Source organism: Phreatobacter stygius (assembly GCF_005144885.1).
In the GTDB taxonomy this organism is placed as follows: Bacteria; Pseudomonadota; Alphaproteobacteria; order Rhizobiales; family Phreatobacteraceae; genus Phreatobacter; species Phreatobacter stygius.
On record NZ_CP039690.1, the window covers coordinates 219,081 to 236,464 of the forward strand.

Sequence of the window (17,384 nt, forward strand, 5' to 3'; positions counted from 1 at the left end):
GAGACGACATGACCCGCAAAGCCCCTACTCTCGGCGAGCTCGAAGGCCGCTACACCGACATGCTCGGCTTCACCCCGCCCAAGATCGCCAAGCGGCTGAAGCTCGGCCTGAGGGTCGATCCGCCGCTGGTGGCGGCGCTGGAGGACTGGCGCATCGCGGCGCTGACGCCCGACGCGCTCGACCAGAAGACCGTGCAGCTGATGTCCTTTGCGATCCTCTTGACCCAGACCTCGGAAGCCGCGGCCAACCATGGCCGCGCCGCGATCAAGGCCGGCGCGAGCCTCGAGGAATTGCATGCCGCCGCCGGCATCGCCGCGCTGTTCCGCGGGGTCGCCGCCTTCAATCTCGCCGGCGAGATCCTCGACGGGCTGTTCCCCGAGACGCCGTGACCGGCTGCCAAACGGATTCAACTGCCCGCCACAACCTCTTCTGATCGCTTAAGGAAAATCAGATCATGCTGTCCGATGCCGACCGTCACAGGGCCGCCGATATCCTCATCGAGGCCGAACGGACGCGCACCCCCGCGCTGCAATTGTCGAAGACCTGGCCAGAGATCGCGATTGAGGATTCCTACGCCATTTCGAGTCTGGTCACTGAGCGCAAGATCGCCGGCGGCGCGAAGCTGATCGGCCACAAGATCGGCCTGACCTCGAAGGCCATGCAGCAATCCTCCGGCATCGACGAGCCGGACTATGGCCACCTGCTCGACACCATGCTGCTGAACGACGGCGCCAAGGTGCGCTTCGACGACTATTGCGTGCCGAGGGTCGAGCCGGAGCTGACCTTCGTCCTGAAGGAGCCGCTGAAAGGCCCGGGCATTGGCCTCGTCGACGTCTTGCGCGCCACCGAATGGGTCATCCCGTCGATCGAGATCATCGATGCGCGGGTGCAGAACCCGCGCCAGATCACCGACACGGTGGCCGATAACGGCGCCGCCGCCGGGATCGTTCTTGGCGGCCGGCCGGTCCGCCCGGATGCGGTCGACCTGCGCTGGGTCGGCGCGGTGTTCTACCGCAATTCGGAAATCGAGGAGACCGGCATTGCCGCCGGCGTGCTCGGCCATCCCGCCATGGCGATCGCCTGGCTCGCCAACAAGGTCGGCCGCTTCGGCACCGTGCTGGAACCCGGCCACCTCATGCTGTCAGGCTCGTTCACCCGGCCGGTCTGGGCCGCCAAGGGCGACACCCTGCATGCCGATTTCGGCCCGCTCGGCGGCGTCGCCGTGCAGTTCGTCTGAGCCGCGGGGACGGCTGCCAGGTCTGATCCTGGCAGCCCGCCCTAGACGCCCTGTACCACTTCGATCGCCCCGTCTTTCTCGGCGGCCCGCTTGGCCGCCGGGCGGTCGGCGATCCGCGCAAGCCAGGCGTCCAGCGCCGCGCTGGGAGGCGCAAATTGCCGGGCCCAGCCCAATGTGCTGCCGATCAGAACGTCTGCAGCGGTGAAGCGCTCGCCCATCAGATATGGCCCCCGATCGAGCGCCCCGACGACCCGGGCGATCGCTGCCGCGAAGGCCGCCTCGGCCTGTTCGCCGGTTTCCGCTGCCGCTTGAAACCTGGCCATCAAGGCGGGCTGCAATTCTCCCGCGTACCACGCCAGCCAGGTCAGATAGGCTCCCCGATCGGCCTCGCCCGCCTGCGGCCCGAGTTCCGCTCCTGGCAGGAGGTCGGTCAGGTACAGCACGACAGCCGCCATTTCGGTGACCAGCGCGCCGTCGTGCACCAGGGCCGGCACCTTGCCATCGGGATGGGGATTGCTCGCGTCCCACCCGCCCGAGCCGTCTTGCCGGCGGATCGTGCAGTAGTTGATTTTGTAGTCCACGCCGAGCTCCTCGAGCAGCCAGACGACGACCGAGGAGCGCGATTGCGGGGCGTGGTGCAGGGTCAGCATGGTTTTCTCCAGGTTCGGTGATCCGCAGGGCTGTGCGTGCCCCTTGCCTAGCGAACCGCTGCTGCCACCATGCTGTCAGCAGTCCTGCTGCCACCACGCTGTCAGCAGAGCGCCCGGCTGATCTTCCTGCCGCCCTACTCCCCCGGCCTGAATCCGGCCGCGCTCGCCTTGGCCAAGCTGAAGACCCTGCTGCGGATGGCAGCCGGACGCGCCTTCGATGCCCTCTGGGGCCGGATCGGCCAGTTGCTCGCCGATTTCACGCCAGAGGAATGCGCCAGCGACATCACCCGGGATGGATAGGTGCCGCTGAGGTGTCGAATGGTCTAGGCGACCCTGCGGCGGTAAGTGACCATGGCGAAGCTGTACGCGACGATGAGGATGCCGACACACCAGGCCAGCGCGATCCAGATGTCGGTGCCGACCGGCTGCTGGGCGAACAGGTGGCGGATCGCGTTGACGATGGCCGTCACCGGCTGATGCTCGGCGAAGGTGCGCAGCGGGCCGGGCATGGTGTCGGTGGGCACGAATGCCGAGCTGATGAACGGCAGGAAGATGAGCGGGTAGGAGAACGCACCTGCGCCATCAGCGGACTTTGCGGAGAGACCGGCGATGACGGCGATCCAGGTCAACGCCAGGATGAACAGGATCAGGATGCCGGCGACCGCGAGCCACGCCAGCACGCCCGCCCCCGAGCGGAAGCCGATGAGGAGGGCGACGAGCAGGACGACCACGAGCGAGATCAGATTGGCGACCAGCGAGGTCAGCACGTGCGCCCACAGAACGGACGATCGTGCGATCGGCATGGACTGGAAGCGCTCGAAGATGCCGCTCTTCATATCCAGGAAGAGCCGGAATGCGGTGTAGGCGATGCCCGAAGCAACCGTGATGAGCAGAATGCCGGGCAGCAGGTAGTTCACATAGGACTCCGACCCTGTGTTGATCGCACCGCCGAACACGTAGACGAACAGCAGCAGCATGGCGATCGGCATGATCGCGGTCGTGATGATGGTGTCCAGGCTGCGCGTGATGTGGCGCAGGGATCGTCCCAGCAGGACGGCGGTGTCGCTGAAGAAATGCTTGGTCATCGTTGGTCCTTACCTGTCCGTGCCGACGCCGTGGTCATGGCCGGCGTCGCCGACAATGGCGAGGAAGACGTCCTCGAGCGTCGGCTGCTTCTCGACATATTCGACCTTGGCGGGCGGCAGCAGCTGTTTGAGCTCAGTCAGGCTGCCGTTCACGATGATCCGCCCCTCGTGCAGAATCGCGATCCGGTCGGCGAGTTGCTCGGCCTCGTCCAGATATTGCGTCGTGAGCAGCACCGTCGTGCCGTGCTCGGCGAGTTCCTTGACGATCTGCCACACCTCGATGCGCGCCTGGGGGTCGAGCCCGGTTGTCGGCTCGTCGAGGAAGATGACCTGCGGAGTCCCGATGAGGCTCATCGCGATGTCGAGGCGGCGGCGCATGCCACCCGAATAGGTTGACACCTTGCGCGCGGCCGCGTCGGTCAGCGAGAAACGATCGAGCAGGTCATCCGCGATCGTGCCCGGGTCCTCAAGGTGCCGCAACTGGGCGACCAGCACGAGGTTCTCCCGCCCGCTGAGGATTTCGTCGACGGCCGCGAACTGCCCGGTGAGGCTGATGGACTGCCGCACGTCCGCAGCCTGCGTGCCGACATCGAAGCCGTTGACGCTTGCGGTCCCCGCGTCGGCCTTGAGCAGCGTGGACAGGATTTTCACGACCGTGGTCTTGCCCGCCCCGTTCGCGCCGAGCAGGGCAAAAATGCTGCCTCGCGCCACCTCGAAGTCCACGCCGCGCAGAACCTTCAGCGTCTTGTACGACTTCTCCAGGCCCTGCACGTGGATCGCGGGCCCCTGGACCTGATTGGCTGTCATCTGAACATCCGTTCTCTGTGTCGTTACGGTTGATTGCCCGCGAGCGCTCGGCCGAGCGCTGACACCCGGCGTCAGAGCGCCATCGGTGCGTCGAGGAACGGTTGGGTGATCGCCGCGACCAGGTCGCCGCAGGTCAGCATGCTGAAATGGGTGGTGTCCGGCAGCACGGCGAGCCGGCTATGGGACAGGCCGCCAAGTCCCGCGGCGGATCCGCCACCGAGCCCGCCGCCGGCGCCGCCGCCGAGCAGCCGGAACATCTCGACCGCGTGCTCGGTGCGGACGAGATCGCAATCGCCAACCAGGATCAGCACCGGCGCCGTGATGGCTGCGACCGCCGCCGACCAGTCATAGTCCCTGGCCAGCAACTGGCCGGTCTTGGCGACCAGCACCGGCCAGTCCTCGGGTTTTGGTGCGACCTCGACATAGAACTGGTGCATCAGGCTGCCGGTCATCGCCGCGGCCTTGTCCCACGTCAGCGCGGCCATGCCGGCCAGCACCTCGGGAAACCAGCCGTCGCGCCGGTAGGGCGTCGAGGCCACCACCAGCTTGCGCACCACCTCCGGGTGCCGAATGGCGGCCTGCAGGGCCACGCCGCCGCCAAGCGAAAAGCCGAAAAGGTCGGCGGTATCGAGCCCGAGCTGCCTAATCAGCGCGGCGATATCGTCGGCCATGGCCTCATAGCTCAACGGCCGGTCGATATCGGCGGTATGGCCATGGGCCTGCAGTTCGACGGCGATGACCTGCCGGGTCCGGGCGAGCACCGGCAGAAGCTGCCCGAACAGCATGCCGATGGTGCCGAGCCCGCCATGCAGCAGCACCAGCGGCTCGCCGCTGCCGTGGCTTTCGTAATAAAGCTTCAGGCCGTTGACCGAGACATATCCGGTCGCCGGAGCCGGGCCGGTCGTGGGCGTGGTCTCCGGCGCGAGCGCCAGGCGCGGCGCCGTCTCGGCGCGGCCGAGGCGCGGCGCGCCGAGCGACAGGCCAGCGGCGGCGGCATTGATGATGAAGGTGCGTCTCAACATGGCGGTGGTCCTGAAACCGTCGATCGGCGCCGGCATCGCTGTCGTTGCGAGGTTCGCCGTGACCCGCGCGGCCCCCTCCGCCCGGGCCGACGGGTGAGAGCCGAGCCAGCCGATCATGGCGTCGGCCCCCCGGCCTGGGAGATCAGTTTGGCCGATCGGCGGATCACGATGTCGCCGTAAGCCGTGCGCGCACGGACCTCGGCCGTCTCGTCGGATTGCGCCGGGCCGTCATGGGCCTCCAGGGAGTTGCGAACGGTGCCGCGCTTCGAGCTGACGTCGAGCCAGACGGCGGTCCCCTCCCGGATGCCGACCTCCACTTCTCCGCAAGCGGTCTCAAGCACGACCGAGCCGCGCATGATCTCGTCGACCCGAACGTTGCCGTTGGCGGTCTTGGCCACCACCGCGGCATGTGCCCGACCGACCGAAATATCGCCGTTGGCGGCGCTCAGCTGCAGATAGCCGGTAATCTCGCCGATCTTGGTCGCACCGTTGGAGTTCTTGATCGCTGCCTTGCCGTCGATCCCGCCGATCGATACGGCTCCGGTCCCGGTGGCGATATGGGCGTCGCCGGCTGCATGGCCGGCGACGATGTTGCCAATGCCGGTGTCGAGGCTCAGCGCGCCGGTCCGCTCGAGGTTGATGTCGCCGCTGCCGGTCTTGATACGGCATTCTCCGAGCCGGCCCTCGGCCCGGAACCCGCCCAAGCCGACCTCGCCAAAGAGGTGAGAGCCGGCCGGCAGCTCGATCGTCACATCGACCGCCTCACGCCTGCCGATACCGAGGTGGAAATATCGTCTCGGCCCTTTGATCAGCAGCCGGCCGTCGGAATGTTCCAGCTGGATCCGCTCCACCGCCTTGACGTCGGCGCTTCTGCCCTGGTCTCTCGGCCGCACCTCGACACTGGTGTCGGCGCGCTCGCTGGCGGTGATCCTGACGTCGGCGACGAACAGATCAATGGTGACGGTGATCGGGTCGGGTGTCGGAAAAATCGGCATGACGATGCAGCCTCCGCTGAAGGTGTCGGTGTTCCAGGCGATTGAAAGCAGCGTGCGCGCTAGCGGACCCAGCCGGTGTAGCGCTCGCCGCCGCGTGCGCCGTGCTGCGCGGGACCGCGAGCCTTGGTCTCGATGGCCGTGGCGACGGCGCGCACCAGCCAGGCATTGGCCGACAACCCCTCTCGAACGGCGGCCTCCTCGACCCGAAGCTTGAGCTGTTCGGACAGACGCAGCGTTATCCGCGACGTCCCGCCATCGTCGGCCTCTGCCGTCGCTGGCGGGCCAGACGGCGGGGCGCTCTCGGACCTGCCCTCGGCGACCTCATCGGAAAGATGGCCGGCCGGCGCCGGCGTCACGACGAACGCCGGCTCACGCCCACGCAGCCGCAAATCGACCGAACCCGGCGCGAGCTCGCGGGTGATCTCGCTCGCCGCCGCCGACAGCGCTTCCAGCAGGACCAGCCGCGCCGCTGCTTCGAGTGGCGCGGTCAGGCGCTCGGCCAGCGCCCTGGCCTCTTCACCGCCAGCCTCCGCGGCGACGGCCAGTTGATGGCGGAGATCGTCTATGTATGGCGTCAGGTTCATGACGCCATATTGACGTCAGATAGACGTCATGTCAAGCGACAAGCGCGCCAATCAGACGTCACCATGACGACGGCCTTGTCGCACAGTCGGGCGAGGTCGGGCCGATCGACCAATATCGGTGGCCCCTGGGGCTCGATCATCCTGGGCTGCCGGAGGCTGTTCGATGGCATGAGGACGACGCGTTCAGGCGGCAAGCGGCGGCCGCCGCCCGCCCCGGGCAACGTCCCGCGCGAGTGATGTCGCGCAGACCATCGATGATGATGGTATCGGCCGGCGCCTCAGCTCGCGCGGCGAAACCCGCTCTCGGCGGCGATGACCCGGTCGCGACCCGAGCGCTTGGCCTCGTAAAGCCCGGTGTCGGCCTCGTCGAGCAACTGGCTCAAGGTCACCGCACGGCCCTGGATCACCGAGACGCCGATGCTGACGGAGACCCGGATCGGGGCCCCGTCGCTGCGAATGTCGAGATTGGCGATCCGGTGGCGCAGGCCCTCGGCAACGACGAAGGCGGCTGCCTGCGAGGTCTCGGTCAGGAGGCAGCCGAACTCCTCGCCGCCGACACGGCCGAACCTGTCGCTCGGCCTGAGATGCGCGCGGATCGCCTCGGCGACCGCCACCAGCACGCGGTCGCCGCCGGCATGGCCGAAGGTATCGTTGATCGTCTTGAACCGGTCGATGTCGATGACCAGCACGGCGGCCGGGCGCCCGTTCGAGACCGCATGGGCGACGCCGCATTCGGCCCGTTCGAAAAAGGCCCGGCGATTGGGCAGGCCGGTCAGCACGTCGGTCTCGGCGGCGGTCCGATAGCGGTTCTCGGCGCGATCCTTGGCCATGGAGAGCTGCAGGAACGCCATGATGGTCGCATGGAAAAGCGCTTCGAACAGCATCAGCGTCACGGCTGGCGACCCGGTGACCTGGTTGATGCCGGGCATCGGGATGATCAGCACGATGGGCACGCGCACGAAGAAGGCCAGCGCATGGATCACCAGCCAGCCGATGGCCGGATAGCGCGACACCAGGCGCTCGCCCTTGAGCTTCCACAACGTGCCGGCGCCGGCGAGCGTGATCAGCCCCATGATCGCGCTGTTGACCGCGATCCGCCATTCGACGCTGGCATGGAAGGCTGGCCATTGGCACAGCGCCAGCCAGACCACCAAGGGGGCCAGCAGCCATGGCCAGGACACCGGGCGGTGACAGAAGCGGCGCACGCCGGCAAAATTGATCAGATGGCCGAGCAGCAGCAAGGCATTGGCGAGATCGACGGTGAGGCTCTGGTCGGCGACGCCGCGCAGCCCGATCAGGGCCAGGGCGATCGCGCCGATGAGCTTGGCGACGCCCCACAGGGCGAGCGAGGTCTGCGACCGGTCCTGCCGCGACGAGATCAGCAGAAGCACGCCGGTGCTGAAGGTCACCACCACGAGGGCGAGCAGCAAGGTCGTTGGGTCAAGCGGCGGCATCGACACGGTTCCTGCCGGGTCGCCCACGCGACTGTCATGCGACCGGCCTTCGATCGCTACAATCATTCGGATCATTCTGACCAATGGTTAAGGCCGGCGCGTCGCCCTGACCTATGGTAAATCAATCGCCGGGGCAGCACCGGAACAGGGGCCGCGGCTGGCGCTCGCCGCACCGCTCAGCTGGCCCGGCGCAGGCCGCCATCGGCGGCCATCACCCGGTCCCGGCCCCGCCTTTTGGCCTCGTAGAGCCCGGCATCGGCCTCGTCGAGCAATTGGCTCAGGCTGATCGCACGGCTGTCGAGCGCCGAGACGCCGATGCTGGCGGAGACCCGGATCGGCCGCCCGTCGCTTCCGCCTGGAATATCGAGGCCGGCGATCCGGTGCCGCAGGCCCTCGGCGACGACGAAAGCGGATGTCGGCGAGGTATCGGCCAGAAGACAGCCGAACTCTTCACCACCCAGACGTCCGAACGCGTCGTCGGGCCTCAGATGCGCGCGGATCACCGCCGCGACCGCCACCAGCACGCGGTCGCCTCCGGCGTGGCCGAAGGTATCGTTGATCGTCTTGAACCGGTCGATGTCGATGACCAGCACCGCGGCCGGGCGCCCGCCGGCCGTCGCCGCGGCGACCGCCCGTTCGGCCCGTTCAAAAAACGCCCGGCGGTTGGGCAAGCCGGTCAGCACGTCGGTCTCGGCCGCCATGCGATAGCGGTTCTCGGCCCGGTCCTTGGCCATGGACAGCTGCAGGAACGACATGATGCTGGCGTGAAACAGCGCCTCGAACAACATCAGCGTCATCGACGGCGAGGCCATGATCTGATGGCCAGGCGGCACGGGCGTCGACAGCGCGAAGGGAATGCGCACCAGGAAGATCGAGGCATGGATCATCAGCCAGGCAACCGCCGGAAACCGCGAGACCAGGCGCTCGCCTTTCAGGTTCCACAAGGTTCCGGCGCTCGCCAGTGCGATCAGCCCCATCATCGCGGAATTGACCGCGACACGCCATTCGACGCTCGCGTAGAACGCCGGCCATTGGCAGAGCGCCAGCCAGACGATCGACGGCGCGGCCATGCATGGCCACACGATGCTGCGGTTGCAGAACCGGCGCATGCCCGCCCAGTTCAGCATGTAGCTGAGGAACAGCATGGCATTGGCGGCGTCGATGCTCAGCCGGTCCGACGCGACGCCGCGCAGCCCGAGCAGCACCAGCCCTGCCGATCCCACGAGATTGGCCACGCCCCAGTAGAACAGCGAGGTTTCCGAGCGGTTCTGCCGCGACGAGATGAGCAGCAGCGTGCCGGTGCAAAGGGTCACCGCGACAAGCGATTGCAGCAACGTCGTCGAATGGAGCGACAGCATCGGCGGGTTCCCGGTCAAGTCCGGCCGGCCGTACGGGTTCTCGCACGACCGGCTTTGATCGTCACAATTGTTCGGATCATTCTGATCATTGGTTAAGGCCGGGCCCGCTTGCTGACCTATGGTAAATCAAACCCGATGCCGGCATCGCAGGGCCCCGCGGCGCCCGCCGCCCTTACTTGGACGAGACATTCGCGCTTCCACTGGATTTCGCTATCAAGGTCTCGTCGCATATCTTCGCCGCAGACGACTCGACCAACCGGCGGCGGCGCGCAAAACACCACGCCAACGCCGGACAATCGCCCGCCGGCCCCCAAGGGAATATTCGCGTGACATACGATGCCGCACGGGCTTTGGAACTTCTGCAAATCGGCTCGGGACGGTCAGATGCTGTCTTCCGCGATGGCCAGGAGGTGGCCATTCGCCACGTCGTCGACGGTCAGGGGCGCCTGTTGGTGGTGCAGAAAACCGGCTGGGGCAAGAGCTTCGTCTATTTCATCGCCACCAAACTGCTGCGCGAGGCTGGCCACGGCCCGGCTTTGCTGATCTCGCCCTTGCTCGCTCTGATGCGCAACCAGATCGCCGCCGCTGAGCGCATGGGCGTGCGGGCCGCCACCATCAATTCCGACAATCCAGCCGATTGGGATGACGTTGAAGCGCAACTTGGTCGTGGCGAGATCGATATCCTGCTGATCTCGCCCGAGCGGCTCGCCAATGAGCGCTTCCGCACCGAGGTGCTGGCCGGCATCGCCTCTAGGATCTCGCTCCTGGTGATCGACGAGGCCCATTGCATCTCCGACTGGGGCCACGACTTCCGTCCCCATTATCGCTTGTTAGAACGTATCGTCAGGACCTTGCCGGCGAACCTGCGACTTCTGGCCACCACCGCCACCGCCAACAACCGGGTGATGGACGATCTCGCTGCCGTACTAGGACCGCAGCTGGCGGTATCGCGCGGCGATCTGAACCGCAGGTCGCTGTCACTGCAAACTATACGCTTGCGTAGCCAGGCCGAGCGCTTGGCCTGGTTGGCCCAACAGCTCAGCGTCCTTCCGGGCCACGGTATCATCTACACGTTGACCGTGCGCGACGCGCACCAAGTTGCCGACTGGCTGAAGACGCGAGACTTCAACGTCGAAGCCTATACGGGCCAATCAGGCGATCGCCGGGAAGGACTCGAGCAGGCACTACTCAACAATCAGTTGAAGGCTCTGGTCGCAACCACGGCGCTCGGGATGGGCTATGATAAACCCGATCTGGCATTCGTTATTCACTATCAGATGCCCGGCTCGGTCGTCGCCTATTACCAGCAGGTCGGACGTGCCGGACGCGCGCTCGACGCCGCCTATGGCGTGTTGCTGAGCGGCGAAGAAGAGGCCGAGATCAATGACTGGTTCATCCAGAGCGCCTTCCCGACGCGCGAAGAGGTGGGCCAGGTGCTTGAGGCGCTCGACGCAGCGGCCAACGGGCTGTCTGTCCCCGAACTTCTTGGCCGCGTCAATTTGAGCAAGGGCCGTGTCGAAAAGACGATTGCGCTGCTCTCGCTGGAAGCACCCTCCCCCATCGCCAGGCAAGCAAGCAAGTGGCAACTCACAGCCGCAAGGCTGAGCGAGGAGTTCTGGCGGCGCGCCGAGCGGCTCACCGCACTACGTCGCGACGAGCAACAGCAGATGCGCGACTACGTCAGCCTGCCCTTCGGCAAGCACATGGGGTTTCTCATCGAGGCCCTCGATGGCAACCCAAATACTGCCAACCCGCCTGCCCTGCCCCCCTTGCCAACGAATGTGGAAGCCCCACTGATTCAGGAAGCTGTCGCGTTTCTGCGCCGAACCAATCTACCGATCGAGCCCCGCCTCCAGTGGCCCCCCGGGGGCATGCCGCAATATCAGCTGGCCGGGAGAATTCAGGAGACCCTGCGGGCCGAGACGGGCAAGGCCCTGTGCATCTGGGGTGATGCCGGCTGGGGGGGGCTCGTGAGACAAGGCAAATATCGTGATGGCCACTTTGCCGATGCCCTCGTGACGGCTTGTGCCGACATGTTCCGCCAGTGGAACCCTCAACCCACTCCCACCTGGGTCACCTCCGTTCCATCGCTGCGTCATGCCAAGCTCGTGCCGGATTTCGCCAACCGCTTGGCTGCGGCACTGGGGCTACCGTTTCATGTGGTCCTCACGAAGAGCGACGACAGGCCAGAGCAGAAATCGATGGCCAACAGCACTCAGCAAGCACGCAACATCGACGGCTCCATCGCTCTTGGCGGTCAGCCCGTTCCTCACGGTCCGGTGCTCCTGATCGACGATATGGTGGACTCGCGCTGGACGCTAACTGTGTCCGCGTGGCTTTTGCGCAAGAACGGCAGCGGCGTGGTTTGGCCGATTGCGCTGTCGCAAACGGGACACGACCAATGACCCAGGCCCTTTCGCCCAACGCCCAGGCCATCTTGCTGCTGACAGCACCGTTAATCGCTGGACGCAGCCGGGCGGCGCCCGAGCTGCTGTCTGCCGGCGAGTACAAACGACTGGCCCGGCACCTCTGGGAAATGAAGCGCCAGCCGGCGGATCTGTTGTCTCTGGATGCCGCGGACTTAATTGGCGCTTGCCAACCCGTGATCGATCCCGCTCGTCTTCAGGACTTGTTGGCTCGAGGGTTCTTGTTGAGTCAGGTCTTCGAACGCTGGCAAACCAGGGCGATCTGGGTCGCAAGTCGCGCCGATGCCCACTATCCTCGGCGCCTGAAGACTCGACTGAGAGAAGACGCGCCAGCCGTGCTGTACGGTTGTGGCGACATAAGTCTGCTGGATACGGGCGGACTGGCTGTTGTCGGATCTCGCAACGTGAATGACGAGCTGATCGGCTATACGGCGAGCGTCGGCCGACTAGTTGCTGATGCAGACGCGACGCTCGTTTCCGGCGGAGCCAGGGGTGTCGATCAAGCGGCAATGCTCGGTGCCCTCAACCAGGGCGGCAGGGCCATCGGCGTTCTTGCCGACAGCCTGGAAAAGGCCGCGATGAACCGCGAGAATCGCAATAGGCTCATCAATGGCCAACTGGTACTGATTTCGCCCTACGACCCGAGTGCCGGATTCAATGTCGGCAACGCGATGCAGCGCAATAAGTATATCTATGCGCTTGCTGATGCTGCTCTGGTGATAAATTCCGACGTCAACAAGGGCGGTACCTGGGCCGGGGCGACCGAGCAGCTGGATAAGCTTCGGATGGTTCCCGTCTACGTGAGATCAGCCGGAGAGAATTCCACGGGCATCGATGCCTTGCGTAAGATGGGCGCTATCGCTTGGCCAAACCCTCAAGATGTGAGCGCGCTCAAGGCAATCCTTGAGGAGACGATGCCTAATGCTCTTGGTGGAGCACAGTCTGCCCTCTCCTTGTTTCCGAAAGACAGCACGACAGCTCTGGCTCCTGAGACCCCGCAGGCTGTTGCGCTTGATCCGCGCTCCGTGCCTGAAGCTACGGAGCATCCGCCGTCCGTTGGCGTTTTCCGAGAAGATCCGCCCGCCGACGAGCCACCAGTGCAAACACCGGAAACGAGAGCCGAGTCGGACAGTTCCAAGGCGCTGGCTTCGAAAGAAATCAGGCCAGCGGATGCTCTATTTGCGGTGGCACGTGAAGTTCTTCGGGACCTTCTAGTCGTTCCTATGAGTGACATGGAGGTCGCGGAAGCTCTTGAGGTCTCCGTCCGCCAAGCCAAGACATGGCTGAATCGCCTTGTCGACGAAGGAAGCATCGAAAAGCAAAAGCCAAACATCTACGTTGCGAAACAGTCTCGACTGTTTGGGTGAGAAAAAAAGCAGCGCGAGCTGCATCAGAACTGGATGAGCCCCCGCCTCACGTCCCCGTCAGATTGCGCTCCCCGTTCAGCACCTTGAGGAACTCCCGCACGATCTGCGATTTCGGCCGCGCCGGCGACGTGCTCATGTCCGGCGAGGCCGGCAGGCGTCCCTGCCTCAGGACCGGCGCCACTGCCTCGGATTGGCCGCGTCGTTGCAGCCCCAGGGCGGCATGGTCTTGCCCTCGAACCTGAGCCTCAGCTGCTCGCAGCCCCAGGCCTGGATCGGCGCCGGCATGTAGCGGTTGAGCTCGATGCCGACCTCGTCGAACGGGCTCTCCGATTTGGTCGCCCAATCGTAATAACGCTTGCCGATCAGGCCGCCAAAACCAATGACGAAGGCGACAAGAATAAGCCCGAGTTTTTTCATGCCATGCCCTGTCGGAGAAGCAGCGGAGAGCTGCGCGCCGACCGGGTAGCAGCCGACCCTGTCGGCATCAACCGCTCCGGGCGTCGACGTGAGCCCAGGCTGGCACGCGGTCCGATGCCGTTCAGGGCGCGCCGCGTTGAAACGACAAGCGATCGAGGCGCTTTTCGACAACCGCCGCGGCGACGGACGCTTCCATCGTCGATGGGACACGTGAACCTCGACGTCACCCCCGGGCGAGCGAAGCGAGCGAAAGGGGGCCAGGGGCGGCTTGGACAACCGATGGCGCTTCATCAGTCCTCGTGTCGCCGGCGGATAGCCTCGCCTGTCGACTCCTGGATCCCCTTCCGCTCCTTCGCTTCGCTCAGTCGCCCGGATGACGTAGAGTGCGTGCCGGCAGCCGATTGGCGCCCCTCCATTCCCCACTCGCTATTCGCCACTCGCCCACTCACCCGGCGTCGGGTTTCACCGCCGCGCCCAAGGTCGTCACCCAGATGATCCGGGCCACCGTCTGCGACGGGTTGTCGAACATATGCGGCACGGTGCTCGGAAAGCGGAAACTGTCGCCGGCATCGAGCTCGTGAGCCTCGTGGTTGAGCCAGAGGCGCAACCGGCCGGCCAGCACATAACCGGCCTTCTCACCGGTATGCTGGAAGAAATCGGTGCCCGACGAGCCGCCGGGATTGAGGGTGAGTTCATAAAACTCCAGCTCGCCCTTTTCCTCCGGCGTCAGCGCTTCCTTCAGCACGCCGCTGGCGGTCAGTCGCAACAGCCGCCGGTCGTTCTTGCGCACGATGTAGCGCGACGTCTCGTCGGTCGCATGCGGCTCGAAGAAATAGGAGATCGGCACGGCGAGCGCGATCGACAGGAGCCTGAGCGTGCGGATCGACGGCGTCGCCAGCGCCCGTTCGAGCTGGCTGATCATGCCGGTGGACAGGCCCGTGCTCTTGGCCACGTCCTGGATCGACAGGCCGGCGCGCTGGCGCAGCAGCCGGACGGTCTCGCCCAGGCGCTGATCGCCGGCGTCCTCCGGAGCGGCATCCTTGCCCGGCACTGCCGCGCCCCCGCGGGCGCTTCGAACGCTCATTAAAACCTCCCGATAGCCGGCCCGCGCCCGACAGGGTCGGGCCCGAGCCACGCGCTGAGATCATGGCCCCTAGCACATCCCTGTCCGAACACGATGGCATTGACAGTGGTGTTTAGCCATGTTGAACTTACTATCACATAATTCAAAACTGCTGAAGATACGCATCACGTCGGCCACATCTCGGCCCGGATCATCCGGGCCGAGCCGTGTGAGCCGCGGGAAGCGTGCGCGCGGCAGACGGAGGCGGAACATGGCAAGCGATTTCGGGCCTTTCGGTCAACCGACCAGGCGTGGGCTTTTGGCAATCGGCGCGGGCGCCGCGGCCGGGCTCGCCACCCCGCCATCGGCGCTGGCGCAGCCAGGCCGGCCGGCCAATCCGCCGGACAAGCCGCGCGGCCAGGTGGTCGCGGCCCTGTCGCAGGAGCCGACCGTCTTCAATCCGCTGATGCCCGGCATCGAGGTCGACCAGGGGGTGTGGTGGAACCTGTTCTCGCCGCTCTGGTACATCGATCCGCAAGGCCATTTCGTGCCGGACCTGGCGAAGGAGGTGCCCTCGCTCGAGAATGGCGGCCTGTCGGCCGACGGCCTGACCTGGAAGATCAAGCTGCGCACCGACGTCAAATGGCATGACGGCACGCCGTTCACCGCGGACGACGTCAAATACAGCCTGGATCTCATCAACAACCCGAATTTCCGCGTGCGCAACCGCGTCGGCCACAGCCTGGTGAAAGACATCAAGGTGGTGGCGCCCGACGAGATCCACTGGCGGATGGAGAGCGCCTATTCGCCCTATCTGTCGATCCTGGCGCTGACTTTCCTGGTGCCCAAGCACATCCTGGAAAAGGCCGCCGATCCGAATACCGCGCCGTTCAACAACGCGCCTGTCGGCACCGGCCCGTTCCGCTGGGGCACGCGGGTCGCCGGCGACCACATCCTGCTCAACGCCCATACCGGCTATCACCTGCGCGGCCCCTTCGTGGAACGGCTGGTGTTCAAATATATCCCCGATCTCACCGTGCTCTACACCCAGTTCCGCACCGGCCAGGTCGATTACACCGGCATCCAGGGCATCCTGCCGAATTTCGTCAAGGAGGCCCAAGGCCTGCGCGGCCGCAAGGTCACGGTATCGCCGACGGCTTCCGTCGAACATATCGCGCCGAACCTGGAATTCGGCGCGCTCGCCGACCGCACGGTGCGCGAGGCGCTCTATTTCGCCATCAACAAGAAGGCGCTGATCGACGCCTTGAACTACGGCCTGCCGGTGCAGACCGAAACCTTCGTGCCGCAGCAGGCCTGGTCGTTCCAGGCAGGATTGCCGGCCCATGCCCATGATCCGGCCAAGGCCAATGCCATGCTCGACGCCGCCGGCTGGAAGCGCGGCGCCGGCGGCATCCGCGAGAAGGACGGGGTGAAGCTCGAATTCACCAATTCCACCACCTCGGGCAATGCCGTGCGCGAGCAGACCCAGCAATTGCTGATGCAGGACTGGCGCGCCATCGGCGCCGGCATGCGCATCAACAACATGCCGGCCGCCGTCATCTGGGGCGAGTTCTGGCAGCAGTCGAAATTTAATTCGGTGCTGGTCTCGGTCAATTTCATGCTGGGCAGCGATCCCGACGTCACCCCGCGCTTCGGCTCGGGCGCCATTCCCGCCAAGGGTGGCCGCGGCTTCAACACCTATCAATACAGCAATCCGACCGTCGATCGGCTGCTCGCCCAGGGCGCCACCCAGTTCGACCAGGCCTCGCGCAAGACCACCTATGGCGAGATGCAGAAGATCATCCGCAATGATCTGGCCATCCTGCCTTTGTTCCAGGCGGTGATTTCCGAGGGCATCAAGGACGGGCTGCAGGGGTTTGCCCCCAATATCAACTGCTCGTCCAATTGCTGGAACATTCGCGAATGGTTCTGGGCCTGACGGCCGGCTCCCCGGGAAAGCCCTGACATGGCCAAGTTCGCGCTTCAGCGCCTGGGACAGGCGGTCGTCCTCCTGCTGCTGGTCTCGATGATCGGCTTCGCCATCCTGCATCTGGCGCCGGGCGGACCGCTGTCGCAATTCGCGCTCTCCTCGCAGATGAGCCAGGAGGATCTCGACCGCATCGCCAGCCAGCTCGGCCTCGACCGGCCGCTGCCGGTGCAATATGCCGACTGGCTCTGGCGCATGCTGCGCGGCGACTGGGGCAATTCGTTCCGCGACGGCGAACCGGTGCTGAAAGTCATCGGCTCGCATCTCGGTGCCACCATCGAGCTGATGGCGACCGCCACCCTGATCGCCATCCTGCTCGGCTGCTGGGTCGGCATCCTGGGTGCCATCAGGCGCTATTCGCTGTTCGACACGCTCGCCACCGTCGGCGCCATGATCGCCCTGTCGATCCCGACCTTCTGGTTCGGCCTGGTGGCGATCTATATCTTCTCGGTCGAGCTCGGCTGGCTGCCGGCCGGCAATCGCCACACGGTGGGCGATGCCTCCTTGCTCGACCTGATCCACCACCTGATCGCGCCGGCCATCGTGCTGGCCCTGGTCGAGACCGCCATCTGGGCGCGCTTCATGCGCTCCTCCATGCTCGACGTCATTGGCCAGGACTATATCCGCACGGCGCGCGCCAAAGGCCTGCCGGAATGGCGCGTGCTGTCCGGCCATGCGCTGCGCAACGCACTGTTGCCGATGATCACGGTCGCCGGCCTGCAATTCCCCACCCTGCTCGGCGGCGCGCTGGTCACCGAGACGGTGTTCACCTGGCCCGGCATGGGCCGCCTCTTCCTCGATTCCATTGCCTACCGCGACTATCCGGTGGTCATGGGCATCCTGATGTTTTCGGCCGTCATGGTGCTGATCGGCTCGTTCCTCGCCGACATGCTCTATGCCGCGGTCGATCCGCGCATCCGGGTGGGCTGAGA

Annotated in this window: 17 protein-coding genes; 7 read left to right on the plus strand and 10 right to left on the minus strand. The window is 65.6% G+C overall.

Features of this window, described 5'->3' with window-relative positions; all coding sequences use genetic code 11:
* Positions 1–8: 8 nt before the first annotated feature.
* Together E8M01_RS01070 and hpaH are read left to right on the plus strand one after the other, a co-directional pair.
* Positions 9–389, plus strand: coding sequence for a carboxymuconolactone decarboxylase family protein (locus E8M01_RS01070; protein WP_170181716.1), 381 nt, complete (start codon positions 9–11; stop codon positions 387–389).
* Positions 390–454: 65 nt separating this feature from the next.
* On the plus strand, positions 455–1,237 hold the full coding sequence (gene hpaH / locus E8M01_RS01075; RefSeq protein WP_136958418.1) for a 2-oxo-hept-4-ene-1,7-dioate hydratase: 783 nt from the start codon (positions 455–457) through the stop codon (positions 1,235–1,237).
* Between the two features lie 41 nt (positions 1,238–1,278).
* Here the strand turns inward: hpaH and E8M01_RS01080 are convergent, their stop codons facing one another.
* Positions 1,279–1,887 (minus strand): glutathione S-transferase family protein, encoded by a 609-nt coding sequence (locus tag E8M01_RS01080; protein ID WP_136958419.1) that lies wholly within the window; start codon positions 1,885–1,887, stop codon positions 1,279–1,281.
* Between the two features lie 69 nt (positions 1,888–1,956).
* On the opposite strand from E8M01_RS01080, the gene E8M01_RS35950 reads away from it, so the two are divergent.
* Entirely contained in the window at positions 1,957–2,187 is a 231-nt protein-coding gene (locus E8M01_RS35950) for a hypothetical protein (RefSeq protein ID WP_136958420.1), read from the plus strand.
* A 23-nt stretch (positions 2,188–2,210) separates the two neighbouring features.
* Here the strand turns inward: E8M01_RS35950 and E8M01_RS01090 are convergent, their stop codons facing one another.
* The 7 genes from E8M01_RS01090 to E8M01_RS01120 all read right to left on the minus strand — a co-directional run bounded on the left by E8M01_RS01090 (position 2,211) and on the right by E8M01_RS01120 (position 9,192).
* Entirely contained in the window at positions 2,211–2,972 is a 762-nt protein-coding gene (locus E8M01_RS01090) for an ABC transporter permease (RefSeq protein ID WP_136958421.1), read from the minus strand.
* A gap of 9 nt (positions 2,973–2,981) precedes the next feature.
* Positions 2,982–3,779, minus strand: coding sequence for an ABC transporter ATP-binding protein (locus tag E8M01_RS01095; protein WP_136958422.1), 798 nt, complete (start codon positions 3,777–3,779; stop codon positions 2,982–2,984).
* Positions 3,780–3,850: 71 nt separating this feature from the next.
* Positions 3,851–4,801 carry an alpha/beta fold hydrolase gene (locus tag E8M01_RS01100; protein WP_136958423.1) on the minus strand — a complete coding sequence of 317 codons (951 nt, stop codon included), beginning with the start codon at positions 4,799–4,801 and terminating at the stop codon, positions 3,851–3,853.
* Between the two features lie 113 nt (positions 4,802–4,914).
* On the minus strand, positions 4,915–5,796 hold the full coding sequence (locus tag E8M01_RS01105) for a DUF4097 family beta strand repeat-containing protein (protein ID WP_136958424.1): 882 nt from the start codon (positions 5,794–5,796) through the stop codon (positions 4,915–4,917).
* 59 nt (positions 5,797–5,855) lie between these two features.
* Complete coding sequence (locus E8M01_RS01110) at positions 5,856–6,380, minus strand: hypothetical protein (protein ID WP_136958425.1); 525 nt, start codon at positions 6,378–6,380, stop codon at positions 5,856–5,858.
* Positions 6,381–6,658: 278 nt separating this feature from the next.
* A complete protein-coding gene (locus E8M01_RS01115; RefSeq protein WP_170181717.1) occupies positions 6,659–7,834 on the minus strand; it encodes a GGDEF domain-containing protein in 1,176 nt (391 codons plus the stop codon).
* 176 nt (positions 7,835–8,010) lie between these two features.
* Positions 8,011–9,192: a GGDEF domain-containing protein gene (locus E8M01_RS01120; protein ID WP_136958427.1), complete on the minus strand. Its 1,182-nt coding sequence runs from the start codon at positions 9,190–9,192 to the stop codon at positions 8,011–8,013.
* 176 nt (positions 9,193–9,368) lie between these two features.
* On the opposite strand from E8M01_RS01120, the gene E8M01_RS01125 reads away from it, so the two are divergent.
* Positions 9,369–11,597: a RecQ family ATP-dependent DNA helicase gene (locus E8M01_RS01125; RefSeq protein ID WP_246088554.1), complete on the plus strand. Its 2,229-nt coding sequence runs from the start codon at positions 9,369–9,371 to the stop codon at positions 11,595–11,597.
* Positions 11,594–12,985, plus strand: a complete 1,392-nt coding sequence (locus E8M01_RS01130; RefSeq protein WP_136958428.1) for a DNA-processing protein DprA — start codon at positions 11,594–11,596, stop codon at positions 12,983–12,985. Before E8M01_RS01125 ends, E8M01_RS01130 begins: the two co-directional genes overlap by 4 nt.
* A 165-nt stretch (positions 12,986–13,150) precedes the next feature.
* Here E8M01_RS01130 and E8M01_RS01135 read toward each other — a convergent pair whose 3' ends face one another.
* Both E8M01_RS01135 and E8M01_RS01140 read right to left on the minus strand, forming a co-directional pair.
* A complete protein-coding gene (locus tag E8M01_RS01135; protein ID WP_136958429.1) occupies positions 13,151–13,402 on the minus strand; it encodes a hypothetical protein in 252 nt (83 codons plus the stop codon).
* A 445-nt stretch (positions 13,403–13,847) separates the two neighbouring features.
* Positions 13,848–14,486 carry a helix-turn-helix domain-containing protein gene (locus tag E8M01_RS01140; RefSeq protein WP_136958430.1) on the minus strand — a complete coding sequence of 213 codons (639 nt, stop codon included), beginning with the start codon at positions 14,484–14,486 and terminating at the stop codon, positions 13,848–13,850.
* A 250-nt stretch (positions 14,487–14,736) separates the two neighbouring features.
* On the opposite strand from E8M01_RS01140, the gene E8M01_RS01145 reads away from it, so the two are divergent.
* Together E8M01_RS01145 and E8M01_RS01150 are read left to right on the plus strand one after the other, a co-directional pair.
* A complete protein-coding gene (locus tag E8M01_RS01145) occupies positions 14,737–16,404 on the plus strand; it encodes a peptide ABC transporter substrate-binding protein (protein ID WP_136958431.1) in 1,668 nt (555 codons plus the stop codon).
* A gap of 27 nt (positions 16,405–16,431) precedes the next feature.
* Positions 16,432–17,382 carry an ABC transporter permease gene (locus E8M01_RS01150; RefSeq protein ID WP_136958432.1) on the plus strand — a complete coding sequence of 317 codons (951 nt, stop codon included), beginning with the start codon at positions 16,432–16,434 and terminating at the stop codon, positions 17,380–17,382.
* The last annotated feature ends 2 nt before the right edge of the window (positions 17,383–17,384 follow it).